The sequence below is a fragment of the Phenylobacterium sp. Root1290 genome (assembly GCF_001425305.1).
GTDB lineage: Bacteria > Pseudomonadota > Alphaproteobacteria > Caulobacterales > Caulobacteraceae > Phenylobacterium.
This window is the reverse complement of sequence record NZ_LMEE01000002.1, coordinates 493,215-509,157: the sequence shown is the minus strand read 5'-3', so window position 1 is coordinate 509,157 and position 15,943 is coordinate 493,215. Positions and strand designations below refer to the sequence as shown.

Genomic DNA, 15,943 nt, shown 5'->3' with positions numbered 1-15,943 from the left:
CCATCCCAAGCGATCAGATGAGCACCTTCAGGACGACGATCAAGCCGACCAGCGCGATCAGGCCGAGCGTGCCGTAGAGGGCGATGCGCTTCTCGAACTCGGCCAGCATGGCCGGGCCGAAATACTTCAGGATCGCGGCGACCGCGAAAAAGCGCAGGCCGCGCGTCAGGACCGAGGCCCAGATGAAGGTGACCAGCGAGAACTGGGCCAGGCCGGCGGTGATGGTCACCAGCTTGTAGGGGATCGGGGTTGCGCCCTTGATCAGGATCACCCAGAGGCCCCAGTCGGCGAACCACTTCTCGAACGCCGCCTTGCCGTCCGGATGGCCCATGAGGCTCAGCAGCCACATGCCGACGGGTTCGAGATAAAATCCGATCGCATAGCCGAGCAGCCCGCCCAAGACCGAGGCGGCCGTGCAGATGCCGGCATAGACGAAGGCCCGATCGGGTCTGGCCAGCACCATGGGCGCCAGCATCACGTCCGGCGGGATCGGGAAGAAGGAGCTCTCGGCGAAGGAAACGACGGCAAGGCCAGTCGGGGCGTGGCGAGAACCGGCCAAACCCATGACCCAGTCGTACAATTTGCGAAACATGCTGATCCGGCCCGACGTTCCCAACCTTGCTAGCAGGCGAAAGGGCGCTTGTCTCCGTCCGCGCGCTCGGGCAATTCCTCTCCCCCCGACATGGCCCGCGCCGGGACATGTTTCCACAAAATGCGCCGGGCTCGCCCAAACCTGCCAAGGAGGGACGATGCGCGTCCTAACTCTTGCCGCCGCGATTGCAGTTCTGATGACCAGCCAAGTTCAAGCCGCCCCGCAACCTGCGCCCAAATGGGCGATCGTCGTGCATGGAGGCGCCGGCGTGATCGAGCGCAGCCAGCTGACGCCGGAGCAGGAAAAGGCCTATCGCGCCGCCATGACCCGCGTCACCGAGGCCGGCGCCAAGGTGCTGAAGGACGGCGGCAGCGCCATGGACGCCATCGAGGCGACCATCCACCTGCTGGAAGACGACCCGCTGTTCAATTCCGGCCGCGGGGCGGTGTTCACCGCCGAAGGCCGCAACGAGCTCGACGCCTCGATCATGGACGGCAAGACCATGGGCGCCGGCGCGGTGGCCGGCGTCACGCGCACGCGTCACCCGATCTCGCTGGCTCGCGCGGTGATGGAGAAGTCGCCGCATGTGATGCTGATCGGCGACGGCGCAGACGCGTTTTCCAAGGCCCAGGGGCTGGAGCAGGTCGATCCCAGCTACTTCTTCACCGAGCGCCGCTGGAAGAGTCTGGAGAACTTCCTGAAGGCCAACAACCTGCCGATCCCGGCCAAGCCGGCGAGCTCGGATCAGCCCGATCCTGCCAACGGTCTGGCGCACGACGAGGGCAAGCACGGCACGGTCGGCGTGGTGGCGCTGGACGCCCAGGGCAATGTCGCGGCCGGGACCTCGACCGGCGGCACGACCGGCAAGCGCTGGGGCCGGGTCGGGGATTCGCCCATCATCGGCGCCGGCACCTATGCCTCCAACACCTCCTGCGCGGTCTCGGCGACGGGCGCGGGCGAGTACTTCATCCGTCTGACCGTGGCGCGCGACATCTGCGCCCTGGTCGAGCTGAAGGGCCTGAGCCTGCAGGCCGCGGCCGACGAGGTCGTCCAGAAGAAGCTCACCGCCCTGGGCGGCGACGGCGGGATCATCGCGGTGGCACCCGACGGTCAGATCGCCTGGAGCTACAACACCTCGGGCATGTATCGCGCGGCGGCGGTCGATGGCCGTCCGCTGACGGTGGGCATCTACAAGGACGAGCCCTAAGTTAGGGCCATGGCCCATATCGACCCGCAACTCGACCTGACCGAAGCCGCCGACGAGGAAATGGAACGCGCCTGCTCGTTGGGCCGGCGCGACATGGCCGCCTGCACGCCTTGGGGCGACACCTATGAGGGCTACACCCCCGCTGGCCGGGAGGTCTGCTTCGAGCGCAATTATTTGTGGGTGGACCAGCCGGGCGGAGACATCTGCGTCGAGGTCGTGGTCTACTCCCCCGAAGCCTACGAAAACGGCGTGCGCGTGACACGTACGGTGGGCCGGGAGGAATGAATGAAGCTCGCCTCTCTGAAGGGGGGACGTGACGGCCGTCTGGTCGTCGTCTCGCAGGACCTTGCCTGGTGCGCCGATGCGAGCGCCATAGCCCCCACGCTGCAGGCCGCCCTCGACGACTGGGAAAGGACCGAGCCGCTGCTGCGCGGCCTGGCCGAGAGCCTGGAGCACGGCTCCGTCCCGCGTGAGCGGTTCCATGAACACGAGGCGGCCAGCCCATTGCCGCGGGCCTATCAGTGGGCTGACGGCTCGGCCTACGTGAACCACGTGGCCCTGGTGCGCAAAGCCCGCGCCGCCGACATGCCCGACAGCTTCTGGACCGACCCGCTGATGTACCAGGGCGGTTCCGACGGCTTCCTCGGGCCGCGCGATGTGATCCCGTTGGCCGACGAGGCCTGGGGCTGCGACATGGAGGGCGAGATCGCCGTCGTCACCGGCGACGTGCCGCTGGGCGCCAGCCGCGAGCAGGGCCTGGCCGCCATCCGACTGGTGATGCTGTGCAACGACGTCTCGCTGCGCAACCTGATCCCCGGTGAGATCGGCAAGAGCTTCGGCTTCTTCCAGTCCAAGCCGGCCTCGGCCTTCTCGCCGGTGGCGGTGACGCCCGACGCGCTCGGGGAGGCCTGGAAGGACGGCAAGCTCAGCGGGGCCTTGGAGGTGGAGTTGAACGGCGCGCCGCTGGGCGCCGCCGACGCCGGTGTCGACATGACCTTCGACTTCGGGACGCTGATCGCTCACGCCGCCAAGACACGCGCCCTGGGCGCCGGGACGATCATCGGTTCGGGCACGGTCTCGAATCGCGGCCCGGACGGCGGTCCAGGAAAAACCGTCGCCGAGGGCGGTGTCGGCTACTCCTGCCTAGCGGAGTTGCGTACGGTCGAAACGCTCGCCCAAGGTGCGCCCAAGACACCGTTCCTGAAGGTTGGCGACGAGGTCCGCATTGAGATGCGGGATGCGCGGCGCCATTCCATCTTTGGAGCGATCGAGCAGCGAGTGGCCGCCACATGACGGGTCCGTCCCAGCTGAGTTACGACGACCAGGCGCCCGCCGCCCTGCAGCTGGACGCCTATCTGCCCTATCGGTTGTCGGTCGCCTCCAACGCGGTCAGCGGCCTGATCGCCCGGGCCTACGAAGACCGCTTCGCCCTGACCGTCCCGCAGTGGCGGCTGATCTGCGTGCTCGCCGAGGACGGCGGCCAGACCCAGCGCGAGATCGTCGCGCGCACGGTCATGGACAAGGTCACCGTCAGCCGCGCGGCGCGCGGGCTGACCGCCCGGCGCCTGATCGTCCGCTCGGAGAACCAGGCCGACGGACGCTCGCACGTCCTGACGCTGACGGAGGAGGGGCGGCGGCTGCATGCCGAGATCGCGCCCCTGGCCCTGGCCTATGAGGCGGCGTTGATCTGCGGACTGGCGCCGGCCGAGGTCGCACAACTCAAGCGCCTGCTGACGCGGCTGCAGCACGCTGCGGGCGCGCTGGCCGGCGGCGCGCCGCCGCTGGCTGATCCCGGGCTGATCGGCCGATAAGGACCTAGTGCGCGGTGGCGGCCTTCAGGCCCCAGCGGTGCGACCCCTCGCCGAAGCGCAGGTGGAAGCCGTAGAGCGCCCGTCGGGCCTCGTCGCGCCAAGTCTCCTCAAAGGAAACGATGACGGCGCTCTCGAAGTCTTCCGGGATGTTCTTCACGTCGACCCCCACTTCGCGCGCGACGTTGGCGATCACGTCACGACGATGGGCTTCGCCACCGAAGTAGAGAAGGGTCTCGCGGATGCGCTCGACGAGGTGCTCGCTCGTCGGACGCTGGGACGCCTTGCGGCGCGTTTGCTTGTGAGCTCGGTCCATTCTAGTCCCCACCCAATGATGGAACGCTAGAACCCCTGGTTTATCGGAGGGTTAATTTCCGTGATTAACGCCACCTTCAGGTTGAGAGGGCGTCAGCCCCCTCCCAGCGCCACGGCCGTGCGGTAGACGATGAACGAGGCGATGTAGGCCAGCGCCACCATGTAGACGAACATCACCGTCGGCCAGACCCAGCTGTTGGTCTCGCGCTTCACGACGCCCAGGGTCGGGGCGCACTGCGGTGCGAAGATGTACCAGGTCAGGAACGACAGCCCGGTCGCCACCGACCAGTGCTGCGAGAGCGTCGTGGCCAGGGCCCCGATGTTGTTCTCGGCGTCGCCCACCGCATAGACGGTGCCCAGGGTGGCCACGGCCACCTCGCGCGCGGCCATGCCGGGGATCAGGGCGATCGACATCTGCCAGTTGAACCCGATGGGGGCGAGCAGCGGCTGGATGAAGTTCCCGATGATGCCGGCGAAGCTGTAGTCGATGGCCGGTCCGGCCGCGCCTTCCGGCGGATAGGGGAAGGTGGAGAGCACCCAGATCAGGATCATCATCGGCAGGATGATGCGGCCGGCGCGGTTGATGAAGATCTGGGCCCGGACCAGCAGGTTGCGCAGCACGCTCTTCGGCTCGGGCAGCTTGTAGGTCGGCAGCTCCATCAGGAACGGCTCTACGGTGCTGCGCCAGAAGATCCGCCGGGTGATGAAGGAGACGACCAGGGCGCTGACGATCCCGGTCGCGTAGAGGCCGAACATCACCAGCCCCTGCAGGCTGAACAGGCCCCAGACCTGGGTGTTGGGAATGAAGGCGCCGATGATCAGCGTGTAGACCGGGATCCGCGCCGAGCAGGTCATCAGCGGGGCGACCAGGATGGTGGTGATCCGGTCGGGCTTGGAGTCGATCACCCGCGTGGACATGATCCCCGGGATCGCACAGGCGAACGACGACAGCAGCGGGATGAAGGCGCGCCCGTGCAGGCCCGCCCCGCCCATGATCTTGTCCATCAGGAACGCCGCCCGCGCCATGTAGCCCAGGTCCTCCAGGAGGATGATGAAGAAGAACAGGATCAGGATCTGCGGCAGGAAGACCAGCACGCTGCCGACCCCGGCGATCAGGCCGTCCGCCACCAGGCTCTGCAGCAGTTCGTTGGGGATGTACTGGGCCACGGCCGCGCCCAGCCAGCCGAACAGCGCCTCGATGGCGTCCATGGCCGGACCGGCCCAGGTGAACACCGCCTGGAACATCAGGAACAGCAGGCCGAACAGGATCGCCAGGCCGGCCACCGGATGCAGCAGCACGGAGTCGATGCGGCCGGTCCAGGTGTCGGGATGCTCCGGCGGGCGGACATAGGTCCGCACGATGCGCTGGGCTTCGGCGTGGGCCTGGCGGATCTCGGCGGCGTTGGGCTCGCGCCAGACGTTCTCGCCGGCCAGGTGGCCGGCCTCGACCAGGGCGTCGACCTGGGCCAGCAGATCCTCGATGCCGCGCTTGCGCGTGGCGACGGTGGTGACGATCGGCGCGCCGATCTCGCGCGACAGACCCTCGAGGTCGATGCGCAGGCCCTGGCGTTGGGCGATGTCGTACATGTTGAGCGCCAGCACCATCGGGCGCCCGACCTGCTTCAGCTCCATCGCCAGGCGCAGGACCAGGCGCAGATTGGTGGCGTCGGCCACGCAGATCACGATCTCGGGCGGGACTTCGCCGGCCAGGCGGCCCAGCACGGCGTCACGGGTGACGGCCTCGTCCGGGCTGCGGGCGCGCAGCGAGTAGGTGCCCGGCAGGTCGAGCACCATCAGCTGGCGGCCGGCGGGCGAGGTGACCACGCCCTCCTTACGCTCGACGGTGACGCCGGCGTAGTTGGCGACCTTCTGGCGGGCGCCGGTCAGGGCGTTGAAGAGGGCGGTCTTGCCGGAGTTCGGATTGCCGACCAGGGCGACGCGGGCCGGAGACAGGGTCTGGTTCATACTCAACGTTTATCCAGCAGCACGAGCACGTCTTCGGCGTCGCGGCGGCGCAGGGCGACGCGCATGTCGTCCAACCGGACGGCGATCGGGTCGCGGCCAAAGGCGCCCTCGTGGATCACCTCGATACGCGCGCCCTCGACGAAGCCGAACTCAAGCAGGCGGCGTTGCAGTTCCTCGACACCGACGCCATGCGCGGTGGAGTGGCTTTCGGCGCGGACTTCCAGGATCGTTCCGGCGTCGCCCATGGAGGCGTCGCAAAGGCGCACGACGGCGCCCTCGGTGGCGGCTCCGTCGGCCCCCGGCCGGGTCGAAATATTGTTCATCCAGCTTTCCCTACGCGCACTCTTGAGAATGATTATCAGTAGGGCGAGTTGGCGTCGAGAGCTTTGCCGGTTTCTTGGGCGGGCGGAGGCGAAACGTCGCGCGCCGCCAGCTGTCCGCGGGCGGCTAGCCTTCCGCCCCGACGCTTGATAAACGGATGCCCCTCACGCATGCGGGCGTGGTGAAACTGGTAGACGCGCCGGACTCAAAATCCGGTTCCGAAAGGAGTGTCGGTTCGAGCCCGACCGCCCGCACCAATTCTTTCTTCATAAGAAAACGGGCCGCCGAAGCGGCCCGCAGGCGGTCTAGCGACAGGCGCCGCCGGTCACCGGGTTGCAGCGGAAGCCGCCTTCGAAAGGCTTCACCGCATAGTCGTTGCCGAAGATGTTCGGCGCCCAGGGATAGTCGGTCGAGATGACCTGCGCGCCGCTGGCCAGGACCGCGTCGCGGCGCTTCACGTCGTTCTGCCGCGCCTCGTAGGTGTCGATGTCGCTGCGCGCACGCACCAGGCGGCCGCTCTTCACCAGGTCGCGGATCTCGTCGCCGCGGGTCAGGGCGTTGTCGACCATGGTGAAGGCGGCGTGGGCCATGCCCGGCTCGCCCTGGACGAAGGCCAGCCGTCCCTCGAGGTTGGGGTGGCCGTCCAGATAGGGCTTGAAGGCCGCCAGGTTCATCCCGGGCACGATCATCAGGAACACGAACTTGCCGCGCGCCTGGCCCACCGTCGGCCAGGCTCCGGCCAGGGCCGCCTTCTCCAGGGTCTCGTGCTTGCCGCGCAGGTCGTCGGGGGCGACCACCTTGTCGCGACCGATGATCTCGCCGATCGAGGCGTCCATCTCGACGAAGGCCTTGGCGTCGAACGGGATTAGCTTGGTGGCGCCGGGCGCGAAGCTCGCCAGGCTGTTGAACTTCGGTTCCAGCAGCACGAAGACCGGCGAGTGGCCAGGATTGGCGTCCGACCAGGCCCGCATCTGCTGCAGGCACAGGCGGAAGGTCGGGCAACTGCTGCGGAAGTCGATGTCGGCGGCGTGCAGGGTCTTCAGGCCCGGCTCCTTGAGGGCGTCGGAATAGAGCGGGGCCAGGTCCTTGGCGCCCTTTTCCCGCAGCAGCCGATAGGCGAGGGGATCGGAGAACCGGCCGCCCTCGTGGTCGACATTGAGGTCGAACTCCAGGCTGCGCAGGCCGGCGCGCAGCTGCATCTCGACCGGCGGGTGGACGTATTCGAGACCGGCCTGCAGGTCGGCGCCGAGCGGGTTGGGATGCTCGTCGGCGAAGCGCGCGGCCATGGCCGGGGGCATCATCTTCATCATCCCGTCCAGGGTCGGCTGGATCAGCGGTTTCATCACCGCGAACACCCGCGGATCGGCCGGCTGGCTGTAGCTGTTGTGGGTCCCCACCACCTGGATCTGGTTGAGCTTCAGGTCATCGCCCGGCGCCGCCGCAGCGGTCGAGGCGAACGCCAGGGCGGCGAGGCTGGTCATCATCGTCTTCATGGGATGTCTCGAACTAGCGGGTGATGCGCACGCGCACGCCGACCATGCGCGGGTTGGCGCGGATCGAGGTGGGGACGCCGAAGAACTTGCCGCCGTTGCCGACGTCGCGGACCCAGTCCTGGCCCAGCAGGTTTTCGGCGTAGGCTTCCAGCAACACGCCGCTTGCGCTCTCCAGCCCCAGGCGCAGATCGACCAGGCCGAAGGCCTTCTGCATCTCGCTCTCGAGGTTGTCGTTGTTCAGGAAGTACTCCGAGCGCCAAGCGTAGTTGGCGTTCACGAAGCCGTCCCAGTCGCCGAACGCGGGGCGGCGATAGTCGGCGCTGACCGAGGCGGTGTGCTCTGGGGCCATCCGGAACACGTTGCCCGAGCGGTCGACCGGCTGGCCGCCGACCACTTCGCGGAACTCGTCGTACTGGGTGTGCAGGTAGGCGTAGGCGCCCGAGAGGGTCAGCTCCGGCGTCACCTTCAGCCCGCCGTTCAGCTCCACGCCCCAGGCCGAGGCCTTGCCGGCGTTGACCACGCCCAGGGTCAGGTCGACGGCGCGGGTCTGGAAGTCGTTGTAGTCGTAGGTGAAGGCGGCGGCCTCGAAGTAGAGCCGGTCCATGAACGTGCCCTTGGCGCCGACCTCGAAGTTGACCACCTCCTCGGTCTTCACCTCGCTGAAGGTCGGGGTCGGCTGGCCGTTGACCGGCGCGCCGAACGTCGTCTGCGGATAGCCGGCCTTCAGCCCGCGCGAGGCGCCGGCATAGACGTTGACCTGGTCGGTGAGGCGATAGGTCAGCGCGATCCGCGGCTGGACCAAGTCGTAGTCGCGGCTGTTGGCGAACTCCTGGCCGAGCGAGTTGGACAGGCCGTTGGGCAGCGCGATCGGGCGGACGCCGTCGACGGTGGTGACCAGCGAAGAGTTGCGGACCGTCGCCTCGTCGTGGGTGAAGCGCACGCCCGCGTCCAGCACCAGGCGCTCGGTGATGTCGTAGCCGCCGTTGATGTAGGCCGACCAGCTTTCGCGGTTGTTGCGGGTGTCCGAGAGGGTCGAGTTGCCGGTGGTCACCGGCAGCACCAGGCTGGTGCCGGGCACAGGGAAGCGGGTCACCGGCGTCGTGCCGCGCGGGAAGCCGGCCAGCAGAAGCTGCTCGTTGATCACGAACTCCGACTGGTTGAACGTCTTGTCCTTGTAGAAGCTGACGCCGCCGACCGCGCGGAACGGGCCGCCGGTGTCGTAGGCCAGGCGGAATTCCTGGCTGAGGATGGACTGGTCGTCCGCCAGATTGCGGCCGATCAGGAATTCGTAGGTCGTGCCGTCGACGTCCCAGGATTCGGCGAAGTCCACCTCGCGCCAGGCGCTGATCGACTTGAGGTTCCAGCCGTCGGCGAAGTCCCAGTCGGCCAGCAGGGTCGCGCCGGTCTGGCGGCGCTTCTGCGGCGGCTGATAGCGGTTCTGGCCGGCGTCGCTGAACCAGTCGGTATCGCCGCCGGGCGAGGCGATGTTGATCGCCTTGGTCGCCGCGGCCGAGTCGTTGTCGGCCTGATGGTCGAGGATCAGGTCGAAGGTCAGGTCGGCGCTCGGCGCCCAGCGCAGCGAGGCGCGCGCCGCCCACAGGTCGTCATCGTTCAGCTTCTTCCCGCCGGCGATGTTGGTCATGTAGCCCTCGCGCTCGCGGCGGCGGACCGAGACGCGCAGGCCAAGCTCGTCCTCGATGATCGGCACGTTGGCCGTGCCGGTCAGGCTGTAGAGATTGTACGAGCCATACTGTCCCTCGACCGACCAGCCCGTGCGCGACAGGTCGGGACGGCGGGTGACGACGGCGACGGCGCCGATCTGTGAGCCGCGGCCGTACAGCGTGCCCTGCGGGCCCTTGGCGACCTCGACGCGCTCGATGTCGAACAGCTCCTTGAGCATCCCGCGCGAGCGGCTGGTGTCGACGTCGTTCAGGAAGAACGAGATGCTGGGTTCGGAAACGGCCCCGGCGTTGCCGGCCTCGATGCCGCGCATGACGAAGCTGGCCGCCGAGTCGGTCTGCTGCTGGACGAAGAAGCCCGGCGTACGGGTCGAGAGCCGTTCGAAGTCGGTGAAGTTCTGCTGCTCGATATTGGCCGCGCCGAAGGCGGCGATCGAGATCGGCACGTCCTTCAGCTTCTGCTCGCGCTTCTGGGCGGTGACGACGACTTCCTCGATGGCGAGCGGGTCGGCGGCGGCCGCTTGGGCGAACGCTTGTTCAGTTGCGATGGCGCTGACGCCGATGGCGAGAAGCGCCCGCAGCGTGTGGCGGCCGATGTGCGCGGTCTTGAGCATCTTTGATCCCCTGTGGCTCGGACGCGGGCCTTCTAGGGGTTCTGCTCAGCTCTCAGGAAAACAGTTGTGCGAAATATTTGCGACGCATCGCGCTCGTGATGCCGCTTGCACAGAACATTTGTTCAGATACTGGTGAGCCACTCCACCAGCCCGTCCACCTTCTCGCGTGGCTCGTCGGCGGCGAGGGTGATGAGGGTCGCGCCCAGACGGGCGATCGAGGCGGCCTGGGCCATGCAGAGGTCGATGTCGCTTCGCTCGCCCAGGCGTTCGACCAGTCGGCGGCGGAGGTTTTCGCCGCGCAGGCGTCGCAGGTCGGCGGCGAAGGGCGCCAGTTCCGGGGCGCGGGCCGCGGCCAGGGCTACCGAGGCCGTGCCCCGCGCGACGAAGCCTTCCAGCTCTGCCTGGTCGGGCCGCGGCGCCAGCCGGCCCTGGGCGACGCGATAGATCACGGTCAGCCCGGCCCGCAGCAGGTCCAGGCGTGTGCGGAAATGATAGGCCACCGATGACGCCGGGGTCTGGGCGCGTTCGCCGACCGCGCGGTGGGTCACGGCCTCGGCCCCCTGCGCCACGATCACCTCGCCGGCGGCCAGGGCGATGAGCCGCGCCCGCGGCGAGAACGGTTCGTCCGGCGAGGAGGCGCCGGGCAAGGCGAGCGCGGGGTCGAGCCTGCGCACCACGGCGTCGAACAGGTCGGGATGCGAGAGATCGCGGCCAGCGCCGCGGGTGGTCAGCCGCTCGACGCCCATGCGCCGCAGCAGCCGGTAGTCGGGGTCCTGGCCCTGGGCGAGGCTATGGATGGTTTCGTCGGTCACGTAGCCGAGGACCACCGCCGCCCATGTCTCCGGCGCGTCGATCCGATGCTCGAGCAGATCGCGCCAGAAGGCGCGGCGGTCGTCGATCCAGGGGGCCGCCAGGGCCCGCGCCTCCGGGTCGGCCGCAGCCTGCAGCAGCAGTTCGCTCCAGATCATGCTGGTCACGCGGGCAGGGCCGGACGCCTCGTCCAGATAGGCCTCGACCAGCGCGGCGAGGCCAGGCGGCGTCAGTTTCGGCAGGGCGGAGTAGCGCGCCGCGAACTCGGCGTGGCGGTCCGCATCGGCCAGGCGTTCCTGCCGGACCAGGCGTTCGATCAGCTGGCCCTTGGAGCCGAAGTGGTAGGTCAGGGCCGCGACGGTGCTTCCGCTGGCCTCGGCCAGGGGGCGCAAGGTGAGATCGCCGAAACCGCCCTCGGCCAGCCGCAGGCGCGCGGTCTCCAGGATGCGGACGGCCGGCGCGGCGGTGATCGGCTCGGCCTGGCTCATCGGTCCTTCGGCTCCATCTGCGAGGTCCGGCTGGCCGGCGCCATTCCCCCGATAGAGCACGCGAGCACTAGGACGCCACCGAGAACATCGGCGTGGAGCCCTCTACCCGGCGAAGGCCTTGCTGCTCCTACTTGATCGACAGCAACAGGGCGCTGGCCAGCAGCATCGCCCCGACGAGGGCCGCGCCTGCGCCGGCCTGGGCGGCCTGCCTGGGGCGATAGGGGGCCGCCAGGGTCAGGGTGAGGGCGGCCAGCGAGATCGCCCCGCACCACTCGACCGAGCCGAACTTCCAGCCGTCGGCCAGGACGGCGCAGGCATAGGCGGCGGCGAGAGCCGCGGCCCCGCCCCAGCGGACCTGGCGCTGGCGCAGCGGTTCGAGCTTGCGACCCAGCAGTTCGGGCTGGTGCTTGGCCATCGAGACGCAGATGCCGACGAAGCCGGCATAGGCCAAGAGCAGCATGGCGAGGTGGATCATGCGGCCTCCGTGGCGACGGTGGGCGCGGGCGCCTTGCGCTTGGGCTTGGCGACCGGCTTGTAGCGGGCCGCTTTCCAGCCGCAGAAGGCCAGCAGGGCGCCAAGCGCGACCAGGGTCAGGTCGAAGGCGACCATCGCCCCATCGCCGCGCATGGCGTTGGCGAAGATGTTGCGCTCGGGCGTCGTGACGGCGCTGACGATCGGCAGGGCCGCGACCATGAACGCCGCCAGGCCCAGGGTCTCCATCCAGGCCTTCTTGTTCGGCCGCAGGCAGGCGTAGAGGATCATCCCGCCCCAGAGGATGAACATGCTGTGCACCTCCCAGGGCGAGCGGCTGGCCATCTCGACCGGCAGCAGGCGGTTGGCCCACAGCATGGCGGCCATGCCGGCCGGCACGCCGGCGATCGTGCCGATGTTCAGCTTCTCGACCAGGCGGAAGCCGAAGTGCGGGCGCTCGGGATCAGGCAGCTTCTGGCGGCGGCTGACCGACCACAGCACCAGGCCCGTGGCGACCATGGCGCAGCCGGCCAGACTGCACAGGAAATAGACCCAGCGCAGCACCGGCTCGGCGAAGCGGCCCATGTGGATGCCGTACATCGCCCCGCCCGTGACATTGGCAGGCCCAGCCTCGGGCGAGCGCGTCAGCAGTTTGCCGCTGGCGTCGAAGGTCAGCGAACCGCCGCGGTAGGACAGCTTGTCGCCCGAATGCCGGGTCACCTCGATGCGGGCCGTGGCGTCGCCGGGGTTGCTGACGTTGATGATCCAGGGACGGCCGCCGCCCCAGGCCTTGGAGGCCTCGTCGATCACCTTGGGCAGGGGGGCGAGCGGGGCCGCCACTCCGCTGCGCTCGATCTCCTCGGCGCGCGGGAACACCGCCTTGAAGTAGGCGTCGTCGGAACTGTAGTTCGCGAGCACGCCCCAGGGCATGTACAGCGCCATCAGCGTGACCAGGCCCGTATAGGTGATCATCGCGTGGAACGGCAGGGCCAGGACCGCGGTCATGTTGTGGGCGTCCAGCCACGAGCGCTGCGCGGCCTTGGTCGGGCGGAACGTGAAGAAGTCCTTGAAGATGCGCTTGTGGGTGATCACGCCGGACACGATCGCCACCAGCATGAACATCGCGCAGAGGCCGGCGAACCAGCGGCCCCAGATGACCGGCAGGTAGTGCATCTGGAAGTGGAAGCGATAGAAGAACTCGCCGCCGCGGGTCTCGCGCGGCTTGACCACATCGCCGGTGGCCGCGTCCAGCGTCGCCTGGGTGTCGCGGTTGCGGCCGCGCCGACGCGGTCGTTCCTCTTCGCCCGGCTTGGGCTGCGGCTGCCAGAAGACGCTGGCCGTCGCCTGGCGCTCGTCGGGCAGGGTGATCGACCAGCTCTTGGCGTCCGGCGCCACCTTCGACAGGTACGCCGCCGCGCCCGCCGCGGCGATGTGATAGTCCGCCGGCATGCCGGTTTCCGGCTCCATCCAGCGGGTGATCTCGGGACGGAAATAGGTGGCCGTTCCGGTCAGGAACATGGCCAGCAGCACCCAACCGACCAGCAGGCCGCTCCAGGTGTGCAGCCAGGCCATGGATTGGCGGAAGGACCCGTTCACAGGCGCGGCTCCACGATCAGCGAGATCCACAGGATGGCGGCCAGCGCCGCGCTGCCGCCGGCCAGGCCCAGCCACACGCGCCAGGTCTTCGGGTCGGCGAAGGCCCAGATGACGACGGCGGTGTAGACGGCGAAGGACAGCAGGGTCGCGGCGATGGTCGCTTCCTCCGTCCCGCCCGGCAGCAGCCGGGCGAGCACGGCGGTCGAGAGCGACGCGAAGACATAGCCGACGACGATGGCCGCCACGGCGCGGGCGGCCACGTCCAGCCTTTGGCGCAAGGTGGGGCCCTTGGGCCCCTTGCGCTTTGCCGCCGGCGGCGGCGCGGTCTGCGCGACGCTCATGGTCAGAACGCGGCCCGCAGGGTCAGCGTCACCTTCCGCGGCTCGCCGTAGTAGCCGCCATTGTAGAAGCCGACGCGGCGATAGTAGGTCTCGTCGAACAGGTTATCGACATTGAGCGTGGCGCTGAGCTTCTCGTTGAAGCGGTAGCGGGCCATCAGGTTGGCGAGCACGTACGAGTCCTGCGAGACATTGACCCGCAGGAGCGGCGGGTTGGTCCCCGGGGCGCTGGTGTTGCCTGGAACCGGAATGCTGGCGGCGGTGAAGATCTCGCTCTGCCAGTTCAGGCCGCCGCCGATGGTCAGGCCTTCGAGCGGTCCAGACAGGTCATAGCTCGTATAGATGCGGGCGATATTGCGCGGATTGAGGGTGTTGATCCGCACCTTCGCCGCGTTCTCCGTGTAGGCGTAGGTGTAGCCGCCGGCCACGCGCCAGCGCGGGGTCAGCTGGCCGGTGATCTCGGCCTCGAAGCCGCGGGTCTCGGCGCCGGTCACCGCGCGATAGGCGGTCCCGCCGTCCGGCAGGATGAAGCCGTCCGGCACGGTCGGGTCGACCTCAGCCAGATTGTCCTGCTGGACGTAGAAGCCGACCACGGCCGCGTAGAGCTGGCCATCGAAGAACTCGGCCTTCAGGCCGCCTTCGTAGTTGGCGCCGATGACCGGCGCCAGTTGCTCGTTGTTCTTGTCCTTGTTGGCCTGCGGCTTGAACAGGTCCGAATAGCTGACATAGGCCGAGATCTGCGAGGTGATGTCGAAGATCGCCCCGAAGTACGGCGTGACCTTGTCTTCCGAGTAGGCGTTGGCCGTCCTGACGTAGGCGCCCGCCAGGTTGTAGCGGTCGCTCTTGGTTTCGTACTGGCTGCTGCGCGCGCCGACGATCACCTTCAGGCGGTCGGTCGGATTGAACCGCAGGGCGCCGTAGATCCCCGTCTCCTTGATGTGGTCGATCGACGCCGGCGTGCCGTAGCGCAGCACCACCGGTTCGGGGATGCGCCCGTCCCAGGTGAAGATGTTGGGAATGGTCATCGCGTAGGGGCGCTTGGACGCATCGACCGCGTCGTTCAGCGTCGTACCGTCGCGGTCGTAGCCGTTGGCGCCGATGACCAGCTCATGCTTGCGGCCGAACAGCTGGAACGGACCGCTGGCATAGACGTCGAACGCCGTCTCTTCCTGCTCGTAGACATTGAAGTAGTCGGCGACCGTCAGGCCGCTACCGTTGTTCGGATCGGGATAGCCGCCGAAGCCGTAGTAGAGCTTGGCGGTCGACTCGCTGTCTCGCTTGTTGACTGCGGCGCGGAATTTCCAGTCGCCCGGAAGTTCCTGCTCCAGCACCGCGTACAGGTTGGTGCTGTTGCGGTCCCAGGTGCTCCAGCGCGCGGCGGCGTTGTAGGAGCGGTCGAAGCTGGTCGCCGAACCGTCGCGGAAGTAGAGCGGCGTGGTGCCCCAGGTCGTGCCCTTCGGCGTCACCTCGGTGTAGTCGACGCCCACGCGGACCAGGGTCGTCTCGGTGACGTCGGCCTCGATCACCGCCAGGCCGATCTTCTTCTTCTCCTCGTAGAAGTCGATGTACGATTCCCGGTCCTCGAAGGCGCCGGAGACACGGGCCCGCACGCGGCCGTCGGCGAAGATCGGACCCGAGACGTCGGCCTCGATGCGGCCGCGGTTCCAGCTGCCCACCAGGGCGCTGACCGAGCCGGCGAACTCGCGGGTCGGGGCCTTGCGCAGCAGGTTGACCGTGGCCGAGGGATCGCCCGAGCCGGTCACCAGGCCGGTGGCGCCGCGCACGACCTCGACGCGGTCGTAGAGGACCGTGTCGCCCATGACGCTGTTGCCTGACGAGTAGGCTGTCGGCACGCCGTCGAGCTGGAAGTTCGAGATTGAGAAGCCGCGCGAGGAGAAGTTCACGCGGTTGGAATCGTTCTCCTGCACGGTGATGCCGGTGGTCTGCTCCAGCACGTTGGCGATGGTGACCAGGCCGAAGTCGTCCATCCGCTCGCGGGTGATCACGGTCACCGACTGCGGGGTTTCGCGCAGCGACAGCGGCAGCTTGGCGGCCGACTCCGTCGTCTTGGCCGCGTAGCCTTCCTTCACCCCGGTGACGACGACGCCCTCGACGGTGGCGTCGGCCGCGTCATCGGCGAAAGCCGGAGAGGTCAGGGCGGTGCCCGACAGCAGGACAACGGCCAAGGCGGCCGGGCGGAACGTGGAACGCGAACTGGACAAGAGTACCCCCGATGCTGACCGCCG

Annotated in this window: 15 protein-coding genes and 1 tRNA gene; 5 read left to right on the top strand and 11 right to left on the bottom strand. The window is 68.4% G+C overall.

Annotated elements, in window-relative coordinates; translation table 11 throughout:
• Nucleotides 1-13: 13 nt before the first annotated feature.
• Entirely contained in the window at nt 14-592 is a 579-nt protein-coding gene (locus ASC79_RS11880) for a YqaA family protein (RefSeq protein ID WP_056016278.1), read from the bottom strand.
• Between the two features lie 196 nt (nt 593-788).
• On the opposite strand from ASC79_RS11880, the gene ASC79_RS11875 reads away from it, so the two are divergent.
• The 4 genes from ASC79_RS11875 to ASC79_RS11860 are packed head-to-tail and all read left to right on the top strand — an operon-like array spanning nt 789 to nt 3,610.
• Nucleotides 789-1,799: an isoaspartyl peptidase/L-asparaginase family protein gene (locus ASC79_RS11875; RefSeq protein ID WP_082532086.1), complete on the top strand. Its 1,011-nt coding sequence runs from the start codon at nt 789-791 to the stop codon at nt 1,797-1,799.
• 9 nt (nt 1,800-1,808) lie between these two features.
• Nucleotides 1,809-2,084 carry a hypothetical protein gene (locus ASC79_RS11870; protein ID WP_056016272.1) on the top strand — a complete coding sequence of 92 codons (276 nt, stop codon included), beginning with the start codon at nt 1,809-1,811 and terminating at the stop codon, nt 2,082-2,084.
• The gene (locus tag ASC79_RS11865) at nt 2,085-3,092 is read left to right on the top strand and encodes a fumarylacetoacetate hydrolase family protein (protein WP_056016269.1); all 1,008 of its coding nucleotides are present in this window, start codon (nt 2,085-2,087) and stop codon (nt 3,090-3,092) included.
• Nucleotides 3,089-3,610 carry a MarR family winged helix-turn-helix transcriptional regulator gene (locus ASC79_RS11860; protein ID WP_056016265.1) on the top strand — a complete coding sequence of 174 codons (522 nt, stop codon included), beginning with the start codon at nt 3,089-3,091 and terminating at the stop codon, nt 3,608-3,610. The genes ASC79_RS11865 and ASC79_RS11860 overlap by 4 nt, the downstream gene beginning before the upstream one ends.
• A gap of 4 nt (nt 3,611-3,614) precedes the next feature.
• On the opposite strand, the gene ASC79_RS11855 is transcribed toward ASC79_RS11860, so the two are convergent.
• From ASC79_RS11855 to ASC79_RS11845, 3 genes are all read right to left on the bottom strand, one after another.
• Nucleotides 3,615-3,923, bottom strand: coding sequence for a hypothetical protein (locus ASC79_RS11855; protein WP_056016262.1), 309 nt, complete (start codon nt 3,921-3,923; stop codon nt 3,615-3,617).
• Nucleotides 3,924-4,015: 92 nt separating this feature from the next.
• Entirely contained in the window at nt 4,016-5,887 is a 1,872-nt protein-coding gene (locus ASC79_RS11850) for a ferrous iron transporter B (RefSeq protein ID WP_056016258.1), read from the bottom strand.
• Between the two features lie 2 nt (nt 5,888-5,889).
• Entirely contained in the window at nt 5,890-6,210 is a 321-nt protein-coding gene (locus ASC79_RS11845) for a FeoA family protein (protein WP_056016255.1), read from the bottom strand.
• Between the two features lie 170 nt (nt 6,211-6,380).
• Here ASC79_RS11845 and ASC79_RS11840 point away from each other — a divergent pair.
• Nucleotides 6,381-6,465 (top strand) — tRNA-Leu (locus tag ASC79_RS11840).
• A 48-nt stretch (nt 6,466-6,513) separates the two neighbouring features.
• Here ASC79_RS11840 and ASC79_RS11835 read toward each other — a convergent pair.
• The 7 genes from ASC79_RS11835 to ASC79_RS11805 all read right to left on the bottom strand — a co-directional run bounded on the left by ASC79_RS11835 (nt 6,514) and on the right by ASC79_RS11805 (nt 15,919).
• On the bottom strand, nt 6,514-7,701 hold the full coding sequence (locus tag ASC79_RS11835) for a Ca2+-dependent phosphoinositide-specific phospholipase C (protein ID WP_056016250.1): 1,188 nt from the start codon (nt 7,699-7,701) through the stop codon (nt 6,514-6,516).
• Nucleotides 7,702-7,714: 13 nt separating this feature from the next.
• Nucleotides 7,715-9,994, bottom strand: a complete 2,280-nt coding sequence (locus ASC79_RS11830) for a TonB-dependent receptor (protein WP_056016247.1) — start codon at nt 9,992-9,994, stop codon at nt 7,715-7,717.
• 122 nt (nt 9,995-10,116) lie between these two features.
• Nucleotides 10,117-11,292: a TetR family transcriptional regulator gene (locus ASC79_RS11825; RefSeq protein WP_056016244.1), complete on the bottom strand. Its 1,176-nt coding sequence runs from the start codon at nt 11,290-11,292 to the stop codon at nt 10,117-10,119.
• Nucleotides 11,293-11,419: 127 nt separating this feature from the next.
• Nucleotides 11,420-11,767: a DUF3325 domain-containing protein gene (locus tag ASC79_RS11820; protein WP_056016240.1), complete on the bottom strand. Its 348-nt coding sequence runs from the start codon at nt 11,765-11,767 to the stop codon at nt 11,420-11,422.
• Nucleotides 11,764-13,359: a PepSY domain-containing protein gene (locus ASC79_RS11815; protein WP_156378253.1), complete on the bottom strand. Its 1,596-nt coding sequence runs from the start codon at nt 13,357-13,359 to the stop codon at nt 11,764-11,766. Before ASC79_RS11815 ends, ASC79_RS11820 begins: the two co-directional genes overlap by 4 nt.
• Complete coding sequence (locus ASC79_RS11810) at nt 13,356-13,700, bottom strand: hypothetical protein (RefSeq protein WP_200937181.1); 345 nt, start codon at nt 13,698-13,700, stop codon at nt 13,356-13,358. The genes ASC79_RS11815 and ASC79_RS11810 overlap by 4 nt, the downstream gene beginning before the upstream one ends.
• Before the next feature lie 2 nt (nt 13,701-13,702).
• Complete coding sequence (locus ASC79_RS11805) at nt 13,703-15,919, bottom strand: TonB-dependent siderophore receptor (protein ID WP_056016234.1); 2,217 nt, start codon at nt 15,917-15,919, stop codon at nt 13,703-13,705.
• Nucleotides 15,920-15,943: the final 24 nt, after the last annotated feature.

Excerpts from the sequence above, each read along its gene's own strand:
- ASC79_RS11850 (WP_056016258.1), bottom strand. The coding sequence starts at position 5,887 with ATGAACCAGACCCTGTCTCCGGCCCGCGTCGCCCTGGTCGGCAATCCG.
- ASC79_RS11865 (WP_056016269.1), top strand. The coding sequence starts at position 2,085 with ATGAAGCTCGCCTCTCTGAAGGGGGGACGTGACGGCCGTCTGGTCGTC.
- ASC79_RS11810 (WP_200937181.1), bottom strand. The coding sequence starts at position 13,700 with ATGAGCGTCGCGCAGACCGCGCCGCCGCCGGCGGCAAAGCGCAAGGGG.
- ASC79_RS11870 (WP_056016272.1), top strand. The coding sequence starts at position 1,809 with ATGGCCCATATCGACCCGCAACTCGACCTGACCGAAGCCGCCGACGAG.
- ASC79_RS11860 (WP_056016265.1), top strand. The coding sequence starts at position 3,089 with ATGACGGGTCCGTCCCAGCTGAGTTACGACGACCAGGCGCCCGCCGCC.
- ASC79_RS11830 (WP_056016247.1), bottom strand. The coding sequence starts at position 9,994 with ATGCTCAAGACCGCGCACATCGGCCGCCACACGCTGCGGGCGCTTCTC.
- ASC79_RS11835 (WP_056016250.1), bottom strand. The coding sequence starts at position 7,701 with ATGAAGACGATGATGACCAGCCTCGCCGCCCTGGCGTTCGCCTCGACC.
- ASC79_RS11845 (WP_056016255.1), bottom strand. The coding sequence starts at position 6,210 with ATGAACAATATTTCGACCCGGCCGGGGGCCGACGGAGCCGCCACCGAG.
- ASC79_RS11855 (WP_056016262.1), bottom strand. The coding sequence starts at position 3,923 with ATGGACCGAGCTCACAAGCAAACGCGCCGCAAGGCGTCCCAGCGTCCG.
- ASC79_RS11820 (WP_056016240.1), bottom strand. The coding sequence starts at position 11,767 with ATGATCCACCTCGCCATGCTGCTCTTGGCCTATGCCGGCTTCGTCGGC.
- ASC79_RS11880 (WP_056016278.1), bottom strand. The coding sequence starts at position 592 with ATGTTTCGCAAATTGTACGACTGGGTCATGGGTTTGGCCGGTTCTCGC.
- ASC79_RS11875 (WP_082532086.1), top strand. The coding sequence starts at position 789 with ATGACCAGCCAAGTTCAAGCCGCCCCGCAACCTGCGCCCAAATGGGCG.
- ASC79_RS11825 (WP_056016244.1), bottom strand. The coding sequence starts at position 11,292 with ATGAGCCAGGCCGAGCCGATCACCGCCGCGCCGGCCGTCCGCATCCTG.